Below are 22758 nucleotides of genomic sequence, written 5' to 3'. Positions count from 1 at the left end.
CTGCCTCCAAATGGGGGCTTTTCTCCTGCTTGCGTAACGTCTTCTAATAATTAAATTCCGGGAAATATTCGGTTCAGGCGCAACGTTAAAGAAAAGATTGCCGTAGAGCGGTTCTAGTAGCTTTAAACGGCTTCTTTTTTTTATCCTGAATACAATTTATGTTTACCAATCTGCAATTCGCAAAAATCAGTTCTTTCTTATTTTACATCCTGCTGCCGGCCCTCTTGCTATCAGGCTGTGGCAATGACGACGACGATCCGAAGAATTTCAACAAGGACCGGCTCCTGAATAAAAAGAACGTTGGCGCCAGTGCCCGCGACCTGCTTTCGGCCGATAAATTCAAAAAAGTTATTCTGGAAATTCAGTACGTGCAGGGTTTTGAGCCGCAAAACGCTACCGTTAACAACCTGAAAAGTTTTATGGAGCAGCGCCTGAATAAACCCAACGGCATTACTGTAAAACTGAACCCGCTGCCGGCCTCTTCCTTCGGTAAAGCAGCTTACACCGTAAACGATATTGCCGCCATTGAAGAAAAGTACCGCCAGGAATATACCACTTCCGATGCCATTGCCATTTACTTCTTTTTCGCCGACAGTCGCTATTCCGAAGACAGCCAGAACAGCCAGGTTTTAGGCGTAGCCTACCGCAATACATCCATGGCGCTGTTTGAGAAGACCATTCAGAATTTATCGGGCGGCTTGGGACAGCCAAGCCGTAGCATGCTGGAAACCGTAGTAATGCAGCACGAACTCGGCCATATTCTTGGTCTGGTAAACCTGGGAAGTACGATGCAAACCAATCACCACGATACAGACCACGTACATCACTGTACAAATACAAACTGTTTGATGTACTGGGGCGTAGAAACCGGCGATGTAATTCAGAATTTACTTGGAACCGGAATGCCGGTGCTGGATCAGAACTGTCTCAACGACCTCAGAGCGAACGGCGGCAAATAAAACGCTATGCAATTCAGGTAAAAAGCCGCAAGAGATTTTCTATTGCGGCTTTTTGCTTTCTACCGCGGCATAGTCGTTTTTAGTATCTAAAATGCTGGTCTAAGTTTATAACTTAGACCTATAAATACTCTGAAGTTTGTAACTTCAGTGAGGCAACGGCCTCAAAAAAGCGGTTTTTGCAAAGAGCAGCAGGCAGCTAATTCCACTATAAATGCAGAAGGGGATACTCTTTAGTCAGAATGAAACAGCTCGGCCTTTGAGGGGAGCAGAGGGGTGTTTTCACCATATCCGTCAAAATAAGCAACATTATTGGGTCATCCCGACCTTGTGGAGGGAACCATCGCGTACCGAACCCGAACGAAAAGCATTTATTACAGCTACGCTGGGTCCTTTCGACTCCCGTCTCAGGAATGCTCAAATGCCATAGTAGTAACCAATAGTTTCCTCGGCTTCGATCGGAATGACACCCTAATTCAGTTCATAATTCCAATCACTATCCTTCAGGAAATCATTTCACCACCGCAAAAATATATTCATCAACGGTCTGCTTGTTTTTGGTAACGGCTTTTTTCAGAGCGGCCTCCAGGGTAAAACCGGCTTTCTCCAGCACCCGCATAGAAGCTTTATTGTAGGCAAATACCCCGGCGTATAAACGGCAGATATCATAGTGCTGAAAGGCGAACCGCGTTAACGCCTTCGTTGCTTCCGTAGCAATTCCTTTGTTCCAGAAAGCTTCACCCAGCCAGTAACCAATTTCGGCGCTCCGGTAGTAAATATCATCTTTCAGGGCTAGCCCCATGCCACCTATGGGTTCGCCGCTAAACTCAATAGCAAAGTTCAGGATGTTCGGATCATCGCTGGCGATCTGTACCCAGGTGCGGGCATCTTCCGGGGTATAAGGGTGCGGAAACGAATCGCGAAGGTTCAGCCAGATCTTTTTGTTGTTGGCGTGTTTCACCAGGGCCGTTTCGTCGCCGGTTTGCCAGGGGCGCAATAGGAATCTCTCGGTCTCAATTTTCATTCCGGAAAGAATAAACGGGAAAGCGTTAAACGAAACAATTTTTATTCGGCACGGGCGCGGTTTTCCCCGTTTTTAACGGCTATATTTGTGCTTGTCTTTTCATTCTATGGCAGACACGCATTTTAAGAACCTTGTCCTTTTCGCCTCCGGCTCCGGAAGCAATGCCCAGCGCATTTTTGAGTACTTCGAGCATCACCCGAATATCCGCGTGGCGGCCCTTTTTTCCAACAATCCGGAAGCTTACGCCCTGAAACGTGCCGAAAACTTCAACGTGCCGGCCTTTACTTTTACCCGCGCCGAATTCAAAGACGGAACGGTACTAAAAAAGGTTAAAAAATTCAATCCTGATCTGATCGTACTGGCTGGCTTTCTGTGGCTTATTCCGGAAAATTTTGTGAAAGAGTTCCCGGATAAGATCATTAACATTCATCCGGCCCTATTGCCGAAATATGGGGGCAAGGGCATGTACGGGCACCACGTGCACGCCGCCGTAGTGGCTGCTCAGGAAGCAGAGTCCGGCATTACGATCCACTACGTAAACGAACACTTCGACGAAGGCGAGGCCATTTTGCAGGCCCGCTGCCACGTGTCGCCGGAAGATTCTGCCGAAGAAGTGGCCGCGCGGGTTTTAGAACTGGAACACAAGCACTTTGCGCCCACCATTGAAAGACTTTTAAAAGGTTAAATTGTTGAATGGCTGAACGGTTGAAAAACCTTCGGCCATTTTTGTTTTTAAAATACCCGTAGCGTAGGGTTTAAACCTTACGCTACATAAACTGCTCTTCCGGACATGTGTGTCCGGAAGCAATCTGCCGGGGACATCCGTGTCCCCGTGTTCAGGTATGCGGACATAGATGTCTGCGGCAGGATTAGTTTCGGACACAGATGTCCGAAACAGCAATAAATTAGGCACATAAAAAAAATAGCACATTACCACATTAAATAATTAGCACATTATACAATGACTCATTCCGTTAAAATTAAATCTGCCCTGGTTTCGGTTTATTACAAAGACCGGCTGAAGCCGCTTATCAATTTCCTGAAAGCCGAAGGTGTGCAATTCTATTCAACCGGCGGTACCCAGACCTTCCTGGAAGAGCTTGGCGCCAACGTTACGGCCGTAGAAAACCTGACCGATTATCCGGCAATTTTCGGCGGGCGCGTAAAAACCCTGCACCCGAAAGTGTTCGGTGGTATTCTGCATCGCCGCGGGAACGATTCCGATAAGCAGGAGGTGAGCAAATACGAAATTCCGACGTTTGACCTGGTAATTGTAGACCTGTATCCGTTTGAGGAAACCGTAGCTTCCGGCGCTTCCGAACAGGACATCATCGAGAAGATCGACATTGGCGGTATTTCCCTGATCCGCGCGGCGGCTAAGAATTTTAACGATGTGCTCATAATTTCCTCCCGCTCTCAGTACACCGAGGTGCTGGAACTGCTGCAAAGCAAAAGCGGCGCAACCGATCTGGAAGACCGCAAGAAATTTGCTGCCAAAGCTTTCAACGTTTCTTCGCACTATGATACCCACATTTTCAATTACCTGAACGGCGCGGCTGCGAACGAACCGGCTTTCAAGCAGAGCATTGGTCAGGCTACACCGTTGCGTTACGGCGAAAACCCGCACCAGTCAGCAACTTTCTTCGGCGACCTGGAAGCCCTGTTCGAGCAGCTGAACGGCAAACAGTTATCGTACAACAACCTGGTAGACGTAGATGCCGCCGTGGCTTTAATGGCTGAATTCACCGATAAGCCGGCTTTTGCGATCCTGAAGCATACCAATGCCTGCGGCGTAGCCGTAGCCGGTTCGCCGAAAGAAGCTTATCTGAATGCGCTTTCCTGCGATCCGGTTTCGGCGTTTGGCGGCGTAATTATTTCAAACAAAGCCATCGATCTGGAAACGGCCGAAGAACTGAACAAGCTTTTCTTTGAAGTGCTGATCGCGCCGGAATTTGCCGCTGATGCGCTGGAGTTACTGAAATCGAAAAAGAACCGCATCCTGCTGAAACAGAAACCGGTAGAACTTTCCAAAAAGCAATTCAAGACTTTGCTGAACGGCGTAATTGAGCAGGACAAAGACCTGAAAACCGAAACCGAAGCCGACTTTAAACCGGTAACCGAACGCCAGGCAACCGATGCTGAAAAACGCGCCCTGGTATTTGCCGCCAAAGTTTGCAAGCACACCAAATCGAACACCATTGTTCTGGCAAAAGAAGATCAACTCTTGGCTAGTGGCGTAGGCCAGACCTCTCGCGTAGATGCTTTGCGCCAGGCCATCGAAAAAGCCAGAAGCTTCGGTTTCGACCTGAACGGCGCGGTAATGGCTTCCGATGCGTTCTTCCCCTTCCCGGACTGCGTTGAAATTGCGGATCAGGCCGGTATTGTGGCGGTAGTGCAACCCGGCGGTTCGGTAAAAGACCAGGATTCCATCGACTACTGCAATGCGCACAACATGGCCATGGTATTTACCGGCGTGCGCCATTTCAAACACTAATTCTTTCTGAATTACAATTCTTTAAACCTCCCAAGTCTCTGAGGCATGGGAGGTTTTTATCTGAAAACGCTACCATTTCAGCTGAAAAAGTAAAGCCGCTCCGGGTATTCCGAAGCGGCTTTACTTTTTTTTTGAATTTCTATACTGTTTATGGAAAATCTATGCCTCCTGCGTGGCCTTTAGCCATTCCACAGCTTTTTGTTCCGATTCGAAGAACTCCATGGTTAGCAGGGTGCCTTTGGTGTGTTTCAGGAAGATGTCGAAACCAATCACGTCGCGCAAGTGAATAAAATGCGTGGGGGTGTGCAGTACGGCAATGTAATGCGGCTTTTGCAGCAGCGAAACCAGTCTGGGAATATACGTTTGAAAATACCAGCTTTCGGCTTCTGCCGTAGCCGGGCCGCGGCGGCGGGTATCGAAAAGCCAGCAGTGGGTCGTGTCGAAGTCGGTGGTTTCCAGTACTTGCGTGTAGCCGGTTATCAGTTGTTCGGTGTCTGCAGGCATCAGCCAACGGAAAAAAATGATGCCTAGATCCTGCCGGTACTCCTGTAAAGTATAATCGAGCGTTTGCACCATAATTTAGTTTTAACAAAAGTACAATTAATAGCTGAATTTGTTCTGGGTTCCGGTCCGGTATTATAAATATTTTTCAATTTGGTTTAGCTTGCTGTAAGGCTAAGGCCAAGTTGTGTTGCGGTGCCGGGCCCGGCGGGTTAGTTGCTGAACTTTTTCAGGATGTAGTTTAAGGGAATGCCTGTAAAGGTAATTGAAAATAGCACTCCGAAATTCAGGGAATTTGCTTATTTTTGCACCGGATAAATACGGGGTTTTAGCTTTTTGCTTTAATTCTGTGTTGTTAAAGACCAAATTAAATGGGATTCTTCAATTTTCTTACTTCCGATATAGCGATAGATTTGGGTACGGCCAATACCCTGATCATTCATAACGATAAAATTGTAGTCGACGAGCCATCCATTATAGCCAAAGACCGGATTTCGAACAAGGTGTTGGCCGTGGGACGGCAGGCGATGCAGATGCACGAAAAAACCCACGACAATATCAGAACCATCCGCCCGCTAAAAGACGGGGTAATTGCCGATTTCCACGCGGCCGAAGAAATGATCCGGGGCATGATCAAGATGATCGATACCGGCAGCCGTTTCTTCCAGCCATCGCACCGCATGGTAATTTGCATTCCTTCGGGCATTACCGAGGTTGAAAAACGGGCGGTACGCGACTCGGCCGAGCACGCCGGCGCCAAAGAGGTCTGGATGATCCAGGAGCCGATGGCCGCCGCCATTGGTATCGGCATCGACGTGGAACAGCCGATCGGCTCCATGATCGTGGATATCGGGGGCGGAACGACCGAAATTGCCGTAATCGCGCTTTCCGGCATTGTTTGCGACCAGTCCATTAAAACTGCCGGCGACGTTTTTAACCAGGATATTCTGGACCATATGCGCCGCCAGCACAACCTGCTCATCGGGGAACGTTCTGCCGAAAAAATTAAAATTGAAGTAGGTGCGGCCCTGAGCGACCTGGAAAACCCGCCGGCCGATTACGAGATCCGAGGCCGCGACTTAATGACCGGTATTCCGAAAGTAATTAAAGTTTCTTACCAGGAGATTGCTATTGCCCTCGATAAATCGGTTTCTAAAATTGAGGAAGCCGTTCTGAAAGCGCTGGAAGTAGCGCCGCCGGAGCTTTCCGCCGATATTTACGACAACGGGATCCACCTGACCGGTGGCGGCGCCTTGCTTCGCGGCCTCGACCGTCGTTTAGCGGTTAAAACCAAACTGCCGATCCACATTGCCGAAGATCCGTTGCGCGCCGTGGTGCGGGGTACGGGTACGGCCATTAAAAATATTGAAGGTTTTAAAAACGTACTGCTGACCTAAGCAGCTCTGAATGCGGAATTTATTTGCATTTATTTACCGCTATCGGGCTTTTCTGGTATTCCTGATCCTCGAGGCATTCAGCATTTACCTGCTGGTGCAGAACAATTCGTACCAAAACGCCGCTTTTTATAATTCGGCCAATACCTACGTGGGAAAAGTGCTGGAAATGCAAAGCAACGTAACCGATTACTTCCGTTTGATTCCGGTTAACCAGGCTTTGGTGCGGGAAAACGCGCACCTGAAAGAAGACCTGTTCCGGCAGCGCCAACTGGCCGAAGACACTACCTTTGGCCGGGTAGACAGTGTGCTGGTAAAACCGGACTCCCTGAACCAGCCTATTCCTTACAAATTTATCGGCGCTAAGGTTATCAAGAATTCCTTCCGCTTACGCGAAAACTACTTTACCCTGAACGTGGGTAAAAAGGACGGTATCCGGGCCGGAATGGGCGTGGTAGCGCCCGAAGGCGTAGCGGGAAGGGTTAAGAGCGTTTCGGCCAATTACAGCATTGTAACTTCGGTGCTGCACTCCAAAGCCCTGGTATCGGCCAAGTTAAAGCGCGATGGCACCTTCGGTACTGTTAAATGGAGCCCCACCGACGATGAACTTACGGCTTCGCTGGATTATGTACCGCTGCACGTAAAGGTGTTTAAAGGCGATACGGTCATTACTTCCGGGTATAACTCTCTGTTTCCGGAAGGCATCATGATCGGACGGGTAATTTCGGTGAAGAAGGAATCGGATAAAAGCTTTTTTACCATAAAAGTAAGGCTGGCGGTGCCCTTTACCCGCCTCAACTTTGTGTACGTGATCGATAATGCCCGGCAGGCAGAGCGCGATTCTTTGGAAAACCTGGTGAAAGGAGGGGAAGATGAGTAAGCTCGGCATCAGCCATTTGTTTCAGTTCTTTATTTTTGTAGCGCTGCAGATCTTCCTGTTTCAGTACCTGGTGCTGTTCAATACGGCTTTCTGCTTTATTTATGTGGCGTTCCTGTTGTTTCTTCCCATTCAGCTGCCGCCCGTAATTCTGATGCTCATGGGTTTTACTACCGGCATTACCATCGATACTTTTTTTGATACCGCGGGAATTCATGCCGGGGCCTGCGTGTTACTCACCTACATCCGGCCGTATGTGTTGCGGTTTTTAACGCCGCGCGACGATTACGATGCCAACGATTCGGTAAACGTGAACCTGATGGGGTGGCGCTGGTTTATTACCTATGCCCTTATCCTGATCGTGCTGCACCATCTGTTGCTGTTTTTCCTGGAACTGGGAGGCATTAAACTGGTAGGTTTTACGTTACTTAAGGTGTTGGCCAGCAGCTTGTTTACTTTTACCGTGGTTGTAATTCTGCAATTGTTGTTTTTCTCTGCGCGCCGGGTTGCCAGATGAAGTATCTAGAAGATCGGAAATACGTTATACAGGCCATTTTTCTGGCTGTTGCTGCCGTTTACGCGCTGAAGCTGTTTTACATTCAGGTAATTGACAACAGTTATAAGCTGGCGGCGGAAAATAACGCCATTCAGAAAATTATCCAGTACCCTTTCCGGGGTTTGATCTACGACCGCGACGGCCGTTTGCTGGTGCAGAACATGCCGGTTTACGACCTGATGATCGTACCCAAAGAAGCCAAAAATCCGGATACGCTTCATTTCTGCAAGGTCTTTAACATTCCGTTGGAAGAATTCCGGGAGAAAATGAAAACGGCCAAAGCGTATTCCTACGTAAAGCCTTCGCCGTTCCTTACCCGTTTATCTACTCAGGAATTTGCTTCCATTCAGGAGTACCTGTCCGATTTTCCGGGTTTTTACATCAATGCGCGTACCGTTCGGGGCTATACTCACCAAAGCCTGGCCCATGCCTTAGGGTATATTGGCGAGATCAGCCCGGCTAAATTAGAGAACCCGAAATACAGCAAATACCTGCCCGGCGAATATTTAGGTATCAGCGGCATAGAATCGGAGTACGAGCAGTTCCTGATGGGTAAGCGGGGCGTGAAGTACAAGATGGTGAACGTGCGCGGCATCGACAAAGGCCCTTTCCGCGACGGCGAATACGACACCCTTTCGGTAGCGGGCCAGAACCTGGTAAGTACCATCGATCTGGAGCTGCAGCAGTACGGCGAAAAGCTGATGAAAGGCAAGATCGGTTCGGTGGTGGCCATTGAACCTTCGACCGGCGAGATCCTTTCCTATGTTTCGGCGCCGGGCTATGACCCGAATTTGCTTACGGGTAAGGAGTTCGGTAAGAATTACCTCGCACTACAGCGCGATTCGCTCAAAACCCTGTTTAACCGCCCAATCATGGCTAGTTATCCGCCGGGCTCCATTTTTAAGCTGGTGCAGGCGCTTATTTCTATGCAGGACGGCGTGATTACGGCAAACACCGGTTTTCCGTGTAACCAGAAGCTGATTAAATGTTCTCACGGCCACGAAACGCCTTCCAACCTGAGGATTGCCATTAAACATTCCTGCAACCCTTATTTCTACCAGCTTTTCCGCAATCAGATAAACCAGGGCAAATCCCGGAACACCTTTATTGATAGTAGAATTGGGTTGGATAACTGGAACAAACATATTCTGACCTTCGGGTTCGGCACAAAACTGGGAATCGATTTGCCGAACGAAAAGAAAGGCATCATTCCTACGAGCAAACTCTACGATAAATATTACGGCGAGAACCGCTGGAAATACTCCAACTTTTATTCGGTAAGTATCGGGCAGGGGGAATTGGGCACAACCCCTTTGCAAATGGCGAATCTGATGGCCATTATTGCGAATCGGGGCTTTTACTTTACCCCGCACATTGTCCGCTCGGTGGGCGAAAACGGGAAGCCCTTGCCGAAATATCAGGTAAAACATTATACCTCGGTAGATCAGAAACATTTTGAACCGGTGATCGATGCCATGGATGACGTAGTAGCCAAGGGAACAGGATTTTACGCAAAGCTGGCGCACGTGGGCATTACGGTTTGCGGAAAAACAGGAACCTCGGAGAACCCGCACGGCGACGACCACGCGGTTTTTGTGGCCTTTGCGCCCCGCGAGAATCCGAAAATTGCCATTGCCGTGTACGTGGAGAATGCCGGTTTCGGGGGCGTTTCGGCGGCTCCGCTGGCCAGCCTCATGATCGAGAAATACCTGACCGATACCATTTCGGCGCCGCGGAAACGGTGGGAAGACTGGGTGCTGGCCGGTAATTTCAAACCAAAAAAGAAAAAGCGCTAAAAGGTATGATGCGACCCAAAAAACTTACGCAAAACCTGGACTGGCCTACCGTGCTGCTTTATTTTTTAATGGTGGGCCTAGGCTGGATGAACGTGTATGCCGCCGTTTACAGCCCCGACCACGTGATCAATATTTTCAGCTGGGACATTAACTCCGGAAAGCAGCTGGCCTGGATCGGTACGGGGGTGGTGCTGATGATCATGATCCTGGTAATTGACCATAAAGCTTACGATTCGCTGGCCTACCTTATTTACGGGTTTATGATCCTGCTTTTGCTGGCTACGCTGGTGCTGGCCGATCCGGTAAAGGGTTCCCGAAGCTGGCTCGTGCTCGGGCCGGTCAGGCTACAGCCGGCCGAGTTTGCCAAGTTTGCCACCGCGCTGGCTGTTTCGAAATTCCTGAGTACGGCCAACTTACAGAACCAGAACCTGCAGGATCACTTTAAACTGGTGGGCCTTACCTTGCTGCCGCCGCTCATTATCATGATGCAGAACGAAACGGGTTCGGCGCTGGTTTTCGGAGCATTTTTGCTGGCTTATTTCCGCGAAGGCATGTCGCCGCTTATTCTCATTATCGGTGCCGTGTCGGTAGCTATTTTTATTCTGACGCTCTTGTTTCCGAAGCTTTACCTGGTGGCCGTAATCACGGTGCTGCTCGGGCTCTGGCTTTGGGCAAACCAACGCATCTTTTTCCGGAAGTGGCCCATGATCACGCTGATCTACGGGCTTATTATCGGGATGATCTTCAGCGTGGATTTCTTCGTGAACAATGTGTTGCAGGAACACCAGCAGAACCGGATCAAGGCCCTGATAAGCCCGGAAGCCGACCCGCGCGGTTTCGGCTGGAACGTAACGCAATCGAAAATTGCCATTGGTTCGGGCGGGTTTACCGGCAAAGGTTTTCTGGAAGGTACGCAAACCAAATTCGACTTTGTGCCTGAGCAGAGTACCGATTTTATTTTCTGCACCATCGGCGAAGAACACGGCTGGATCGGGAGCGTGGTAGTAATTGCCCTGTTCATTCTCCTGCTCTTGCGGATCGTGAAAATTGCGGAGCGGCAGAAATCGGTTTTTGGCCGAACGTACGGCTACTGCGTGGCTTCCATAATTTTCTTTCACTTCCTGGTAAACGTGGGCATGACCATCGGCCTGGCGCCGGTAGTGGGTATTCCGCTGCCGTTCTTCAGTTATGGCGGCTCCTCGCTCTGGTCGTTCACCATCCTGCTTTTCATTCTGCTATCCATCGATTCGAACCGGAAAATGGACCTTACCCGCTAGTTTTTTGCTGCTTTTGGCTACCGTTTGGGAATATTACTACCTCGGCGACCGGCATACGGATGCAACTTTGCGCAAAGCAAAATGCCGGGCCGTGCGTACCGAAGCCGGTAAATGCATCCGGGGCAAAAACGGCAGCATGCTGGTGCAGTTCGAAGACGGTAAAACACGGATAATTGTAGGCCGGCTGCTACGCAAGCTCAAATAAAAAACGGGCTCTCTTTTCAGAAAGTCCGTTTCAGTCTAATTGAGTTCGTTAAATTATTGTTCTTCCGGCGTTACCGGCGCTGTTTCCTGAACGGGTGTCGTTTCCTGAACCGGTGTTGCTTCCTGCACCGGTGCCGCCTCCTGAACAGGCGTTACTTCCGGTTTCGGTACTCTTTCCTGTGTTGGTGCTGTTGCCTGCTGTTTTGATGCTGTCTGCACCGAAGCGCTGCCTTTCTTCTTCGGCTGCGATTTCCGGATATCGGCTAAGTGTTTTTTGCGGTCTTTGTCCTGCTGCCGGCGCATCTTGGCCGTGTACTTGCTGCGTTTGCTGGCTTTCATTTTCATGGTCGCGTTGCCGCCACGGTCCCGGTCCCTCGCTGAGGCTGTGCTTTCAGAGGGTAGGTGGGCAAAGCTGAAAAGAATGAGCAGGGTAAAGAGGATCCATCGTTTCATAAGTAGTTCTCCTATCATTTTTTTGCGGTTGAAGTTGCGTACCCGGTAGCATGCCGGGGTTTTGTTTCTTCTTCTTACGAAGGGCATAAAAACGGGAATAGGAAAAATCTGATACCAGGATGGGATTGCGCAAAGATTGCGAGCAGGGTCGTCTTATGCTAAATTAAAAGATCGCTCTAGCGGATCTATTGACCCTATTAGTCAGGCTAAGCCAATTTATTGCGTCATCCTGAGCACAGCGAAGGACCTCGTCGGCTCTGAGTAGAGGGCATACTACTAAATTCCGACAAGGTCCTTCGCTGAAGCTACCCATGACATATTTTATAAAACTGGCAGAAAAATAACCAAGGTCTGTGGCGCACCTAGGGCACATACACATCTTTAAAAACCTCCATCACCTCGGTCTGTGCCCCCACAGACCGAAGCAGAGGCCTTAAAATTAGCAGTGGTTTTGCTATCTAAACTAAGAGAAGTGCGAAATTCCGCCATTTCCGGGCAAAGCATTTATTATGCATTAATGAGCAGGTAGCTTTTTAACCTTTAATTACAGTGCTTCGGTCTGTGAGGGCACAGACCGAGGTGAAAGTTTATTCGAAAATGCCAAAGACCAAGCCTTTTACATTGGAAAAAGGAGATGTGTATATACCGTAGGTGGCGCACAGACTTGTGCACTGCCGGTAAAAAAGCAGGAATGGCAACGGCAGCATGGTGACCGGTGAGGACACCGGCCACGGCAAACATTTTATGTCGTCGTAACCTTGCGAAATTTTAAGCCGGAATTATCCACGCTCAGAATGACCGGCTTTTTAGCGTGAAGGCTACCGTTTTTTGCTCAAAGAATAGAGAAAGCTTCCGGGTTTCTGTAAAACAAAAAAGCCGCTTCTTGCGGAGCGGCTTTCTGTTTTAGGCAATTTCTGTTCAGGAGAATTTCCGGTCGATCAATTTCAGTAATTTATTCAGGTGTTCTTCTTTTTTTACCCAGTTGTGTTGGGCGGCTAAGTCCTGCAATAAATAGTTTCTGGCGGAAGCAGCATCCGGAAAGGAGTCGAGTTTCTGAATGGCTTCGTGGTAAACCATATTCTCGCCATTAAAAAGTTCGTTAATGAATGCAAAGCGCTGGTTTATGGAGATCGATTCTTTCAGGCTTTCAATTTTGCGGGTATCCTGCACGGCCATCTTCGCATCTTCCGTTTTGCGGAGCGATTCGTTCAGGTTTGGTTTTTCAGTCTTGAATTTCTCGTAAAGCTTTACGTCCGGGTTTTGCGTTACCGGTGGCACTACGGGGCCGGTAGCGGTGCTTACCGGTTTCATTTCCGGGCTTGGCGCTACAATGGGTTGTTCGGCTGCTTTGGGTATTTCTGGTTGCGGGGCTGCTGCCGGCACCGGCGGGGTAAACGAGGCCGGACCAACAGGACCGGAAGCGGCTACTTCCGTGGCAGCCAGAACCGGTTCTTCCTTGGCTGGAGGAACATTATACATCGGGCCGGAAGCAGGTTCCGGGGCCGGCTGTAAAGTAGTTTCTTTGTTTAAGGTTGTTTCTTTCGGAGCCGCAAAAGCCGGTTTTTCCAGGATATCGGTTTTAGAAATTGGCAGCAGCGGATTCAGCAGATTCAGGAGGTCGTCCGGTTTAGCCAGCTCTTTGTAATGGGCCTGGGTAAACAAACGGAATTTCTGCTGCACCGAAGCTTTGTCGGGGCTTTGCGGTGGCAGGCCCTGCACGAAATCGCTGAAAATGGATTTGTTCAGGTCGAGGTATTTTAAATGCTCCTGCAGCTTTGCCTGGGTAACTTCTTCCTGCACCTGCAAAAACTTTTCGTCGAAGCTCGTAACCGGGTTCAGCACCAGGGTAAAAGTATCGAGAATGGCTTTCTGCAATAAAGGCTCGAAGTGCGGCCGGCGGATGAGGATGCGGCGCGAAAGCACGTTCATGAACTGTTTCAGCGCATCTTTCACGTCCTGATCTTCAAAATCGAAGTACGGGCTTTTCAGGCTGGCCATTTCCCGGTTCCAGCTGATGAGCAGTTCCTTTATAACAAATAAATTGATCTGCTTTACCGGTGAAAAGGAAATTAACTGTTGCCCGTTAATCGTTTCAGTTGCAGCAAAATAGCGGTCGCTGAGAAGTTTTGCGAGGTCGCGGCTGTACTGCTCAAGGCTTATTTGATTATATTTGTCTTCCATTACGATAGCTTTCGCTGGTAAAGATATAAAAATATGGCAAAACTAACGGTGCAAAACCTAAGCGGCCTGGCGGTAAACGTAAAGCCGCCGGAAACGGTTTTGCGCGCCGTGCAGGCCACCGGCACCGACTGGATGCACGCATGCGGCGCCAAAGGCCGTTGCACCACCTGCCGCATGGAAGTACTGGCCGGAATGGAAAATCTGAGCCCCGAAAGCGCACCGGAACTAAAATATCGCGAAGCCGGCCGCCTGAAAACCAAAGAACGCCTGGCCTGCCAATGCACCGTTACCGGCGGCGAAGTATTGGTACGCGTTCCCAAACCGGTACAGCTGCCGCATCAAAAGTATACCTGATTTGGAGATTTGGAAATTTGAAGATTTGGAAATAGTTCGTGAAGTTGATATGCCAGTAATTGTAAATATGTCTTAGGAAATGCTAAGGCTTAAACGTCTAAAAGTAGTTTCCTGAATCCCGGATCTTCAGGTTTTAAAATTTTCAAATCTCCAAATCTTCAAATTTTCAAATCAATAAAATGTTCATAGAACCTCGTGTAGGCAATAGCAGCCACATTGCCCGGCGGGGCTGGATAGAAGTGATCTGCGGCTCCATGTTTTCCGGCAAAACCGAAGAGCTGATCCGTAGGCTGAACCGCGCCAAAATTGCCAAACAGAAAGTCGAGATCTTTAAGCCGGCCATCGATACGCGCTACCACGTGGAAGATGTGGTGTCGCATAATGCCAACGCCATCCGGAGTACACCGGTAAGTTTCGCCCACGACATGCTCCTGCTGGGCAGCAGCTGCGACGTAGTAGGCATAGACGAAGCCCAGTTCTTCGACGATGCCCTGATGGATGTGTGCGTGCAGCTGGCTAACTCCGGCATCCGGGTAATTGCGGCCGGCCTCGACATGGATTATCTGGGCAAACCTTTCGGACCGATGCCAGCTTTAATGGGCGTGGCCGAGTACGTTACCAAAGTACACGCCGTTTGCATGCAGTGCGGCGACATTGCTTCTTATTCCTTCCGCAATGCCGCCTCGGCCCAGAAAATACTTTTAGGCGAAACCGATTCCTACGAAGCCCGCTGCCGCCATTGTTTCCTGGAAGGCATGAAAGGCAGAAGCTGAGTTTTTGTTCTGAAAATGCTAACGTTTTAGCGTGAAAAAGCCTGCTCCGGAAACGGGGTGGGCTTTTTAAGTTTCAGAGAGTCAGTTTGTTTTAAAACCACTATTTTTTTGCGTAATTTCGGTACGCTTTGGACGGTTTCTGAAATCCGGGAACCGATGCACTAAAGCGAAGGTTGCGCCGTTAACAACACGGAAACTTTGTATTTATGAAGCACTTGGTACGTAGTTTATTTTTGAGCATCTGCTGCCTGGCATTGGCGGCGCCGGTTTTTTCGCAATCGGCTGGCGTGGGTATCGGCGAGTGGCGGGTTTACGTGCCGAACAACAGCGCCCGGACGGTGGCAGCGGTGGGTAACCGGATCTACTGTGCTACCGATAAAGGTCTCTTTTACTTCGATAAAGAGTTCAATAGCCTGCATACTTTGTCTAAGATCAACGGCCTGCACGATATCGGTGTCCGGACCATGAACTACGATCCGGTAACGAACACCCTTTTAATTGCTTACGAAAACACCAACCTCGACCTGATCCGGGGCGATGAGATCATCAACATAAACGACATCCTCCGCAAAACCATTACGGGGGAAAAAGCGATCAATCACATTCACTTCAAAGACAAGCTGGCTTACCTTTCTACCAGCTTCGGCCTGGTGGTGCTGGACCTGGTGAAACTGGAAATAAAAGACACCTATACTTTCCAGAATGCCACCGGCTCTTCCACGAAGATCTTTTCTGCTACTACCCTGAACGACCAGATCATTGTGGCTTCTTCCTCCGGCATTCTGAGCGCCAGACTTTCGCGCACCATTAACCTGAACGATCTGCGCAACTGGACCCCGCTTACCGATGGGCTGCCGGCAGGCGCCAAACCCGGAGATTTGCGTCTGCTTACTACGTTTAGAAACAAGGCCTTCGTAGGTATAGATTTTGCCGGTGTTTACCGGCTGGATGGTACTACCTGGAATCCGACCAATGCCCGTACCAATATTCCTTTCCGCCATTTAACCACCGGGAAAGATTCTTTAATAGTTGCCAATGAATACCATGTAAGGTTCCTCGATGAAGGGGGGAACGGACCATATTACGATCATGAACTGCTGGAATATCCTAACAGCGCCATTCAGGACCAGGAAGGTATTCTTTGGGTAGCCGATCTGGTAAACGGATTGGTACGCGTGGAAGGATCAAAGTATGAGAATCTGGTGCCCAATGCGCCTTACAGCAATAACGTTTTCAGAATTCTGGCCGATGCCCAAAGTGTGGTGGTAGTAGGCGGCGGGTATGCCGGCAATACCCAGATCGGGCGGGAAGAAGGCTTCTTCGAATTTAAGAACGGCTTTTGGGAAAACTATAACTACCAGCGCTACAAAGATCCGGCTAAGTTCCCGGTTATGCGCGACCTGACCGATGTGGTGCGGAACCCGGTAAACGGAAAGCTTTATTTTGCCAGCTACGGCATGGGCGTGATGGAATGGAACGGGGTGGGCGATTACAAGATCTGGAACAATAAGAACAGTACCCTTAAATCTACCTCAGACGATGATCCGCAATACGTGCGCGTAAGCAGCCTGGCCGCCGACCCGAACGGCAACATCTGGGCTACCAATATTTCGAACTTCCCTTCCTTTAACGGTCTGCACGTGCTTACCCTCGAAAATGGCTGGAAAGAATTCAACTTAAACTTTACGTCCGACGGCATTACTTTTCCCACTTCCAATTTTTTCGAGAAAGTAATTGTAGACGACAATGGCTATAAATGGATCAGCGTCCGGCCCCGGGAAGGCAATGGCCTGGTGGTTTTCGACGATGTGAAGAACCGCTTACGCTACCTGACTGCCACCCCAACCACCGGAAATTTGCCTGGGAATGATGTTTACGCGCTGGTAAAAGACTTAAAAGGCGAGATCTGGGTAGGAACAGATAACGGTGTTGGCGTGTTTTACGATCCGAGTCTGGTTTTTGCCAGCGGCAGAACCATTGCCGCCGATGTGCCCGTTATCGGGAACCGGGCTTTGCTGGAGGGGCAGCTCGTGAAAACCATTGCTGTAGACGGCGCAAACCGGAAGTGGGTGGGTACCGACAATGGGGTGTGGCTTTTCAACGAAGACGGCGATAAAATGATCCTGAACTTTACTACCGCCAACAGCCCGTTACCATCCGATAAAATTACAGATATTAAAGTGAGCCATGCCACCGGCGATGTTTTTATCGGCACCGAAGGCGGGCTGGTTTCTTACCGCGCAGGCGCTACCATTACCACCGAAAAGCCAAATTGCGCGGCCGTTTATCCGAACCCGGTGCGGCCGGGCTACACCGGTCAGATCGGTATTTCCGGGGTTCCTAATAACGGCAAAGTTAAAATTACCGACGTAACCGGCGTACTGGTGTACGAAACCAAAGCGCTGGGCGGTACCGCTGTCTGGAACGGGCGGGACTATAATGGCAAAAAAGTACGCTCCGGCGTTTACCTAGTACTCAGCTCCAACGCCGAAGGCACCGAAACCTGTACTACCAAAGTGGCCGTTATAGAGTAATGCTGGTAAAAACGCGGGGCATTGTCCTGAACTACATCAAATTCCGGGAAACTTCCATCATTGCCCGGGTCTACACCGAACAGCTGGGGCTGCAGTCCTATATCGTAAACAGCATCCGCAAGAAAGGCCCTGCTACCCGCATTGCCCTTTTTCAGCCCTTAACCCTGCTCGATATGGTGGTGTACACCTCGCCGAGCGGTGGCATTACCCGCATTTCGGAATATAAATGCGGGCACCCGTTCCAATCCATTTTTTCCGATATCCGGAAAAGCAGCGTGGCCTTGTTTCTTTCTGAAATCATTTCGGCATCGGTAAAGGAAGAAGAAGAGAATGAGCCGCTGTTTAATTTCCTGTATCAATCTATTGTAGCCTTCGACCGGCAGGAAGAAAATTTCGAGAACTTTCACCTGGTTTTTCTGCTGCAATTGGCGCATTACCTGGGATTCGGTCCGGCCAGCGCTACCGAAATTACCGACCAGGTGGCCTTTTCGGCGCCAACCGGAAACAGCGCCCAGCCTTCGGTGTTGCATTTTCAAATGTTCGATTCCTTACTGGAGCAATTAATGAAAAACCCGCAGGAAGCCGTGGTGCCAAACGGGAAAGTCCGGAAAGAATTGCTCAACATTCTCATCCGTTTCTACCAGCTTCACATCGACCGGCTGGGCGAAATAAAATCGCTGAATGTCCTTTCCGAGGTCCTGGCAGATTAAAGGAGTATAGTATTCTGGCAGCAAGGGATTTTGGCGGTGGTATTATCTAAAGTTGTTCAGTAATTACTTTCTTGCAGCCTGATGTTTAGCTTAAGCTTGAATTTTACCTCTTTAAGCCTAAGTCATTTTCAGCCCGGTAAAGTGTTTCTTTCTTTTCCACTTCATTGCCGTCTGCTTTAGCTGACGGAAATTGTTGAATCAGGATTTTCAGGATTAAAGGATTTTCAGGACAATTGTCAGAATCAGAATTTCCAGAATTATAGAATTTCCAGAATTTTCCTTTACGTGTACGGACAGGGCTTGACCTGTCCCCACGCATATCGCCAGCGCAGCGCCCCTGAAAACCACGTTAGCTGATTTTAAACAAACCAAAAGAAAAGCTTAATCGGAGGAAAACTGACACCAGTTTCTAAGGAGAAAGACTTTGGATTAACCGGTGCCGACGCAGGAGGCAGCCCGGTAGGGCAGGTGAATCCACGGCTTTCGAGTTAGAAACGAAGCCACCTGGCTTGAGGGGGAAAGTTAGTTAATAGTTGAAAGTTATAAGTTTAGAGTTAAAGTTCTTTTGAAAACGCTACGCCCTCAGGTAAAAAACTCAATAATCAGCTTCCCAGCAACTAAATGAGATTTAACTACGCCGAACCTTTGATGCTCCTGGCGTCGGGATGAGGCGCAAAGATTAAGCTCCAGAATCCTGAGTGCAGGGCTGAAATGGAAAATAAAAAAGCCCTCTCCAAAGTTAGGAAAGGGCTTTCTGTATTTTGAAGCTATCGGTTTTATAGTTCCCGGTTAAATTTCTTTTTGGCTTCGGTTACCTCCACAAGCTTCATCCGGAATTTCAGGGTGCTTCCCGGCGGGATCCGGTAGCCGGACGGCTGACCTGGGTCTGGTACGCCTCTGCTGCCGTAAGCCAGAGTTGCCGGAATGATCACTTCCACTTCGTCGCCGGCGCGCATTAAAAGCAGCATTTCGTCCCAGCCTTTTATAACTTGTCCGGTGCCGGCCTTTAGCTTGATCGGCGCTTCGCCTTCCGAAGAATCGAAAACTTTTTCATCCAGGAACCGGCCGGTATAATGCACGCTTACTTTGGCGCCCGGCGTTGCGGTAGGCCCTTTGCCTTTGGCCAGATAAAAGTACTTCAGGCCGGAAGCAGTGCTAACGGTATCGTTTTGGGCTTGTAAAGTAAACACCGGAAGTACAAAGGCAAGAAAAAGGAGTAGCCGCATCAGAATCAGGTTATTGGGTTACGCTTAAAATTTCCAGGTCAAAAACCAGTACGGTATTCGGTGGAATGTTGCTGGAACCAATCCGGCCATATGCTAAGGCCGAAGGAATATACAACGTAGCTTTTTCGCCTTTTTGCATCATTTTCAGGCCTTCGGTCCAGCCTTTAATCACGCCGGTTTTATCTACCGTAACCAGCATGGGCGAATTTTTGTCGTAGGAGCTGTCAAACTTCTGTCCGTTCAGAAAACGGCCGATGTAGTGCGCTTTCACGGTATTGCCGCTCTGAATCTGAGGATCGGTGCCTGCCTGGCGCTTAATGTAGTAAAGCCCGCTGGCTGTTTTGGTATAATCCTTAATAGTGGCATCTCTGGCAATATATTCCTGGATCAGGGCATCGTCATCGGCGGCTTGTTTTACCGGGTCGAAAGGGTCTACGTATTCTTCCTGGCAGGAAGCAAAACCAAAAAGCAGGAAAAGGGAAAAGAGAACTTTAAATAGATTATTCTTTAATGGTAACATATTCAGGAACAGGTAAATAAAAACACTTCTACTAATTTCGGGTAAAATTCTCAGGAAAACAAGCTTTGCCCGGAATCATGCCCTAAAAAACAAACAGCAACCTCCGCCCGGAAGTTGCTGTTTGTCAAAGGATAGTCTTTCAGGCGGAAAAACTATTTGATATCCACTACTTCAATATCGAAACGCAGCGAAGCATCGGCCGGGATATCGGCGCCTGCGCCCTGCTGGCCGTAAGCCAGAACCGAAGGAATAAGCAGGATAGCTTTGCTGCCTTTGTTCAGGAGCATTAAGCCTTCATCCCAGCCCCGGATCACCTGGCCCTGGCCAACCTGGAACTCAAATGGCGTGCCGCCGTGCTTGGCCGAAGAGTCGAACTCTTTGCCATCCAGGGTAGTGCCACGGTACTGCACGGCCACGATCTGGCCAGCTTTCGGCGTAGGGCCGCTACCTTTCTTGGTAATGATGTAATACAGGCCGGAAGCGGTTTTTTCAGCCGTCAGGTTATTGTCTTTCAGGTATTTCTGAATGTTGGCATCATCTACCGAAGCTTGTTTTTCGGAGTGGGCCATCATTTCCTTCTGCATTTCTTCCTGCAGTTTCTGCTGCTCTACCATGGCTTCTTCGCGGGTAATGATCTTATCAACTTTCACGAAGTAAGTAACCTTGCTGCCTTTTTTCAGGAATGGCGGCAGCGGCGAGTTGAACGATTTGGAAAATAACGTATCGGCGTCGATACGGAATACAGCGGAGTCGCCCGGGTTCAGCATAAGCATGGCCTGCTCCATAGAACCTTTGTAGGTAGAAGGGCGCAGCATGTCCATTACCGGGAATTTGCTCTTATAAGAAGTGTACAGAACCGAATCTTTATCGTTTTTCACGATCTGGTGCAGCATGATCACTTTTCCTACTTTAGAAGTATCGGTTTTTGCAGCCGCGTCTACCTCTTTGCGTTCGTATTTCCCGTCTTTGCCTTTCGCAAAGATCTTATATTCCAGAGTGCCTTCGCCCTTGGTAAATTCATCGTTCTTCTTTTTATCCTGGCAGCCTTGCATCAGGAACAGACCGGCTAATACCGGAATGAAAAATTTAGCTTTTTGTAGCATCGATTGGTTTTTAGGTTTTTTTAAGTCGTTTTTATGCAGAATGAATCAATTGTTCCTGGTATTGCGGCAACAGGCTTTCGAATTTGGCTACCGTAGCTGCCAGGCTGTCGTGCGAAATGCCGCCGGCCGCGTTGTGGTGACCGCCACCGTTAAAATGGGCCCGGGCAAATTCGTTCACCGAAAAATCGCCCACCGAACGGAACGACATTTTTACGGCCTGGCCCCGGTCTATAATTAAAGCGGCAAACACGATACCTTCAATGGAAAGCGCAAAATTAACCAGTCCTTCAGTATCGCCGGTGCGGGAGTCGTATTCTTTTAGTTCTTCCTGGGTAATGGCAATGTAAGCAGTATTGTATTCCGGATAAACCACCAGCTTGTCTTTTAAGGCATAGCCCAGAAAACGCAGGCGGGTTAAGGTATGGTTGTCGTAGATGAGGCGGTGCACGCGGGCGGTATTTACGCCGGCGGCAATGAGTTCGGCAATAATTAAGTGCACATTGCGCGAAGTGCTCGGGTGGCGGAACGAACCGGTATCGGTCATGATGCCGGCATACAGGCATTCACCGATCTGGGCATCGATCAGCTCCTGGTCGCCCAGGGCGCGGATCACTTCAAAAACCAGCTCGCAGGTGGCCGCGGCGCGGGTATCGGAAATGGTAACCTGGGCAAAATCTTCGGGAAACATATGGTGGTCGATCATTACCTTAAAGGCCGGGGACTGACGCACCATTTCGCTCATGTCGTTTATGCGGCTCAGGGCCGAAAAATCGAGGCAGAAAATAACCTGGCTTTCAGAAACCAGCTGACGCACCCGCGCATCCGTCTGTGGTTCGTAAACCAGCACCTCTTCGTGGCCGGGCATCCAGTTCAGGAAAGCCGGATAATCGGAAGGGGTTACTACTATTACGCGGTGGCCTTTCTTTTTCAGGTAGCCGGCCAAACCCAGCGACGAGCCCAGGGCATCGGCATCGGGTTTGTGGTGCGTGGTAATTAAGATATTTTTAGGCGTAGCCAGCAGTTCGCGCAGCGCCGTTATTTGTTCTGAATCCTTCATAAAGCCTGATGGCCAAAATAAGCTGCAAAATTCTGCATAATAATAATGGAAAACAAGCGAAATATTCTTTGTAAAGACAAAGCTAAAAATGCCGATTTTGTTTTCAGCGGCAACGGCTTTTCGGATTTCTGTATTACTTTTGCAACCCGGCTACAATTCAACTCTCGCTTAAGAACAGGCAAGAACTTCCTTTGGATGGTGGTCAGAATTTCGAATTCATAATTTTTAATTTCTAATTAATATAAAATGGCAGGTAACAGAACATTTACCATGATCAAGCCGGATGCGGTGCAGGACAACCACATTGGCGCAATTACTCAAATGATGGAAGAAGGCGGTTTCCGCATTGTAGCCATGAAAAAAACGCGTTTAACTCCGGAGCGTGCCGGTGATTTTTACGCCGTTCATAAAGAGCGCCCGTTCTATAACGACCTGGTTTCTTACATGAGCAAAGGTCCGATCGTGGCTATGATCCTGGAGAAAGACAACGCGGTAGAAGATTTCCGTAAGCTGATCGGCGCTACCAACCCGGCCCAGGCCGAAGAAGGCACCATCCGGAAGCGTTTCGCCAAATCCATCGAATCGAACGCCGTTCACGGTTCCGATTCAGACGAAAACGCCAAAATCGAAGGCGATTTCTTCTTCGGTTCTGACGAGCAGTTTTAAATTTTAGATTTAAGACGCAAGACAAAAGATTTAAGACGTTTTAAATTCCTGTAGAGACGCCCAATTTGGGCGTCTCTACGTTTTTACACGGAAATCCTACCG

22 protein-coding genes are annotated in these 22758 nt (G+C 49.2%); 14 read left to right on the top strand and 8 right to left on the bottom strand.

Annotation, left to right across the window (positions count from 1 at the left end; all coding sequences use genetic code 11):
• Positions 1-158: 158 nt before the first annotated feature.
• Positions 159-959, top strand: coding sequence for a hypothetical protein (locus F0P94_RS15125; protein WP_150904740.1), 801 nt, complete (start codon positions 159-161; stop codon positions 957-959).
• A gap of 508 nt (positions 960-1467) precedes the next feature.
• On the opposite strand, the gene F0P94_RS15120 is transcribed toward F0P94_RS15125, so the two are convergent.
• The gene (locus F0P94_RS15120) at positions 1468-1980 is read right to left on the bottom strand and encodes a GNAT family N-acetyltransferase (RefSeq protein ID WP_150904739.1); all 513 of its coding nucleotides are present in this window, start codon (positions 1978-1980) and stop codon (positions 1468-1470) included.
• Between the two features lie 106 nt (positions 1981-2086).
• Here F0P94_RS15120 and purN point away from each other — a divergent pair, with 106 nt between their 5' ends.
• Together purN and purH are read left to right on the top strand one after the other, a co-directional pair.
• Positions 2087-2665 (top strand): phosphoribosylglycinamide formyltransferase, encoded by a 579-nt coding sequence (gene purN, locus F0P94_RS15115; RefSeq protein WP_150904738.1) that lies wholly within the window; start codon positions 2087-2089, stop codon positions 2663-2665.
• 276 nt (positions 2666-2941) lie between these two features.
• Positions 2942-4474: a bifunctional phosphoribosylaminoimidazolecarboxamide formyltransferase/IMP cyclohydrolase gene (purH, locus tag F0P94_RS15110; RefSeq protein WP_150904737.1), complete on the top strand. Its 1533-nt coding sequence runs from the start codon at positions 2942-2944 to the stop codon at positions 4472-4474.
• Between the two features lie 159 nt (positions 4475-4633).
• On the opposite strand, the gene F0P94_RS15105 is transcribed toward purH, so the two are convergent.
• Entirely contained in the window at positions 4634-5050 is a 417-nt protein-coding gene (locus F0P94_RS15105) for a hypothetical protein (protein WP_150904736.1), read from the bottom strand.
• 296 nt (positions 5051-5346) lie between these two features.
• Between F0P94_RS15105 and F0P94_RS15100 the strand changes: the two genes are divergently transcribed.
• The 6 genes from F0P94_RS15100 to F0P94_RS15075 are packed head-to-tail and all read left to right on the top strand — an operon-like array spanning position 5347 to position 11080.
• On the top strand, positions 5347-6372 hold the full coding sequence (locus F0P94_RS15100; RefSeq protein WP_150904735.1) for a rod shape-determining protein: 1026 nt from the start codon (positions 5347-5349) through the stop codon (positions 6370-6372).
• Positions 6373-6382: 10 nt separating this feature from the next.
• Positions 6383-7249 (top strand): rod shape-determining protein MreC, encoded by an 867-nt coding sequence (gene mreC, locus F0P94_RS15095; RefSeq protein WP_150904734.1) that lies wholly within the window; start codon positions 6383-6385, stop codon positions 7247-7249.
• Positions 7242-7763 (top strand): hypothetical protein, encoded by a 522-nt coding sequence (locus F0P94_RS15090; RefSeq protein WP_150904733.1) that lies wholly within the window; start codon positions 7242-7244, stop codon positions 7761-7763. Before mreC ends, F0P94_RS15090 begins: the two co-directional genes overlap by 8 nt.
• The gene (mrdA, locus tag F0P94_RS15085) at positions 7760-9598 is read left to right on the top strand and encodes a penicillin-binding protein 2 (protein ID WP_150904732.1); all 1839 of its coding nucleotides are present in this window, start codon (positions 7760-7762) and stop codon (positions 9596-9598) included. The genes F0P94_RS15090 and mrdA overlap by 4 nt, the downstream gene beginning before the upstream one ends.
• 5 nt (positions 9599-9603) lie before the next feature.
• Positions 9604-10875 (top strand): rod shape-determining protein RodA, encoded by a 1272-nt coding sequence (gene rodA, locus F0P94_RS15080; protein WP_150904731.1) that lies wholly within the window; start codon positions 9604-9606, stop codon positions 10873-10875.
• Between the two features lie 4 nt (positions 10876-10879).
• Complete coding sequence (locus F0P94_RS15075) at positions 10880-11080, top strand: hypothetical protein (RefSeq protein WP_150904730.1); 201 nt, start codon at positions 10880-10882, stop codon at positions 11078-11080.
• A gap of 53 nt (positions 11081-11133) precedes the next feature.
• Here the strand turns inward: F0P94_RS15075 and F0P94_RS19710 are convergent, their stop codons facing one another.
• Together F0P94_RS19710 and F0P94_RS15065 are read right to left on the bottom strand one after the other, a co-directional pair.
• Complete coding sequence (locus F0P94_RS19710; protein ID WP_191907059.1) at positions 11134-11532, bottom strand: hypothetical protein; 399 nt, start codon at positions 11530-11532, stop codon at positions 11134-11136.
• Between the two features lie 918 nt (positions 11533-12450).
• Positions 12451-13713, bottom strand: coding sequence for a hypothetical protein (locus F0P94_RS15065; protein WP_150904729.1), 1263 nt, complete (start codon positions 13711-13713; stop codon positions 12451-12453).
• Positions 13714-13746: 33 nt separating this feature from the next.
• Between F0P94_RS15065 and F0P94_RS15060 the strand changes: the two genes are divergently transcribed.
• The 4 genes from F0P94_RS15060 (at position 13747) to recO (ending at position 18084) form a co-directional block, all read left to right on the top strand.
• On the top strand, positions 13747-14067 hold the full coding sequence (locus F0P94_RS15060; RefSeq protein WP_150904728.1) for a 2Fe-2S iron-sulfur cluster-binding protein: 321 nt from the start codon (positions 13747-13749) through the stop codon (positions 14065-14067).
• 179 nt (positions 14068-14246) lie between these two features.
• Positions 14247-14840 (top strand): thymidine kinase, encoded by a 594-nt coding sequence (locus F0P94_RS15055; RefSeq protein ID WP_150904727.1) that lies wholly within the window; start codon positions 14247-14249, stop codon positions 14838-14840.
• Positions 14841-15046: 206 nt separating this feature from the next.
• The gene (gene porZ / locus F0P94_RS15050) at positions 15047-17374 is read left to right on the top strand and encodes a type IX secretion system anionic LPS delivery protein PorZ (RefSeq protein ID WP_150904726.1); all 2328 of its coding nucleotides are present in this window, start codon (positions 15047-15049) and stop codon (positions 17372-17374) included.
• Positions 17374-18084: a DNA repair protein RecO gene (recO, locus tag F0P94_RS15045; RefSeq protein ID WP_150904725.1), complete on the top strand. Its 711-nt coding sequence runs from the start codon at positions 17374-17376 to the stop codon at positions 18082-18084. The genes porZ and recO overlap by 1 nt, the downstream gene beginning before the upstream one ends.
• Before the next feature lie 776 nt (positions 18085-18860).
• On the opposite strand, the gene F0P94_RS15040 is transcribed toward recO, so the two are convergent.
• From F0P94_RS15040 to F0P94_RS15025, 4 genes are all read right to left on the bottom strand, one after another.
• Positions 18861-19310 carry an FKBP-type peptidyl-prolyl cis-trans isomerase gene (locus F0P94_RS15040; RefSeq protein WP_150904724.1) on the bottom strand — a complete coding sequence of 150 codons (450 nt, stop codon included), beginning with the start codon at positions 19308-19310 and terminating at the stop codon, positions 18861-18863.
• A gap of 10 nt (positions 19311-19320) precedes the next feature.
• A complete protein-coding gene (locus F0P94_RS15035; protein WP_150904723.1) occupies positions 19321-19830 on the bottom strand; it encodes an FKBP-type peptidyl-prolyl cis-trans isomerase in 510 nt (169 codons plus the stop codon).
• Between the two features lie 152 nt (positions 19831-19982).
• Positions 19983-20933: an FKBP-type peptidyl-prolyl cis-trans isomerase gene (locus tag F0P94_RS15030; protein ID WP_150904722.1), complete on the bottom strand. Its 951-nt coding sequence runs from the start codon at positions 20931-20933 to the stop codon at positions 19983-19985.
• A gap of 31 nt (positions 20934-20964) precedes the next feature.
• Positions 20965-21990: a DHH family phosphoesterase gene (locus F0P94_RS15025; RefSeq protein WP_150904721.1), complete on the bottom strand. Its 1026-nt coding sequence runs from the start codon at positions 21988-21990 to the stop codon at positions 20965-20967.
• Positions 21991-22236: 246 nt separating this feature from the next.
• On the opposite strand from F0P94_RS15025, the gene F0P94_RS15020 reads away from it, so the two are divergent.
• On the top strand, positions 22237-22656 hold the full coding sequence (locus tag F0P94_RS15020; protein ID WP_150904720.1) for a nucleoside-diphosphate kinase: 420 nt from the start codon (positions 22237-22239) through the stop codon (positions 22654-22656).
• The last annotated feature ends 102 nt before the right edge of the window (positions 22657-22758 follow it).

The organism is Adhaeribacter soli (assembly GCF_008727925.1).
Taxonomy (GTDB): Bacteria; Bacteroidota; Bacteroidia; order Cytophagales; family Hymenobacteraceae; genus Adhaeribacter_A; species Adhaeribacter_A soli.
Note: the sequence above shows the minus strand (reverse complement) of the source record. Positions and strands in the feature narration are given on the sequence as shown.

Coding starts and splice junctions, on each gene's coding strand:
- F0P94_RS15105 (WP_150904736.1), bottom strand. CDS start 5,050: ATGGTGCAAACGCTCGATTATACTTTACAGGAGTACCGGCAGGATCTA.
- F0P94_RS15020 (WP_150904720.1), top strand. CDS start 22,237: ATGGCAGGTAACAGAACATTTACCATGATCAAGCCGGATGCGGTGCAG.
- porZ (WP_150904726.1), top strand. CDS start 15,047: ATGAAGCACTTGGTACGTAGTTTATTTTTGAGCATCTGCTGCCTGGCA.
- mrdA (WP_150904732.1), top strand. CDS start 7,760: ATGAAGTATCTAGAAGATCGGAAATACGTTATACAGGCCATTTTTCTG.
- F0P94_RS15025 (WP_150904721.1), bottom strand. CDS start 21,990: ATGAAGGATTCAGAACAAATAACGGCGCTGCGCGAACTGCTGGCTACG.
- F0P94_RS15125 (WP_150904740.1), top strand. CDS start 159: ATGTTTACCAATCTGCAATTCGCAAAAATCAGTTCTTTCTTATTTTAC.
- F0P94_RS15040 (WP_150904724.1), bottom strand. CDS start 19,310: ATGCGGCTACTCCTTTTTCTTGCCTTTGTACTTCCGGTGTTTACTTTA.
- F0P94_RS15035 (WP_150904723.1), bottom strand. CDS start 19,830: ATGTTACCATTAAAGAATAATCTATTTAAAGTTCTCTTTTCCCTTTTC.
- F0P94_RS15065 (WP_150904729.1), bottom strand. CDS start 13,713: ATGGAAGACAAATATAATCAAATAAGCCTTGAGCAGTACAGCCGCGAC.
- purH (WP_150904737.1), top strand. CDS start 2,942: ATGACTCATTCCGTTAAAATTAAATCTGCCCTGGTTTCGGTTTATTAC.
- F0P94_RS15030 (WP_150904722.1), bottom strand. CDS start 20,933: ATGCTACAAAAAGCTAAATTTTTCATTCCGGTATTAGCCGGTCTGTTC.
- mreC (WP_150904734.1), top strand. CDS start 6,383: ATGCGGAATTTATTTGCATTTATTTACCGCTATCGGGCTTTTCTGGTA.
- recO (WP_150904725.1), top strand. CDS start 17,374: ATGCTGGTAAAAACGCGGGGCATTGTCCTGAACTACATCAAATTCCGG.
- purN (WP_150904738.1), top strand. CDS start 2,087: ATGGCAGACACGCATTTTAAGAACCTTGTCCTTTTCGCCTCCGGCTCC.
- F0P94_RS15100 (WP_150904735.1), top strand. CDS start 5,347: ATGGGATTCTTCAATTTTCTTACTTCCGATATAGCGATAGATTTGGGT.
- F0P94_RS15090 (WP_150904733.1), top strand. CDS start 7,242: ATGAGTAAGCTCGGCATCAGCCATTTGTTTCAGTTCTTTATTTTTGTA.
- F0P94_RS15120 (WP_150904739.1), bottom strand. CDS start 1,980: ATGAAAATTGAGACCGAGAGATTCCTATTGCGCCCCTGGCAAACCGGC.
- rodA (WP_150904731.1), top strand. CDS start 9,604: ATGATGCGACCCAAAAAACTTACGCAAAACCTGGACTGGCCTACCGTG.
- F0P94_RS15060 (WP_150904728.1), top strand. CDS start 13,747: ATGGCAAAACTAACGGTGCAAAACCTAAGCGGCCTGGCGGTAAACGTA.
- F0P94_RS19710 (WP_191907059.1), bottom strand. CDS start 11,532: ATGAAACGATGGATCCTCTTTACCCTGCTCATTCTTTTCAGCTTTGCC.
- F0P94_RS15055 (WP_150904727.1), top strand. CDS start 14,247: ATGTTCATAGAACCTCGTGTAGGCAATAGCAGCCACATTGCCCGGCGG.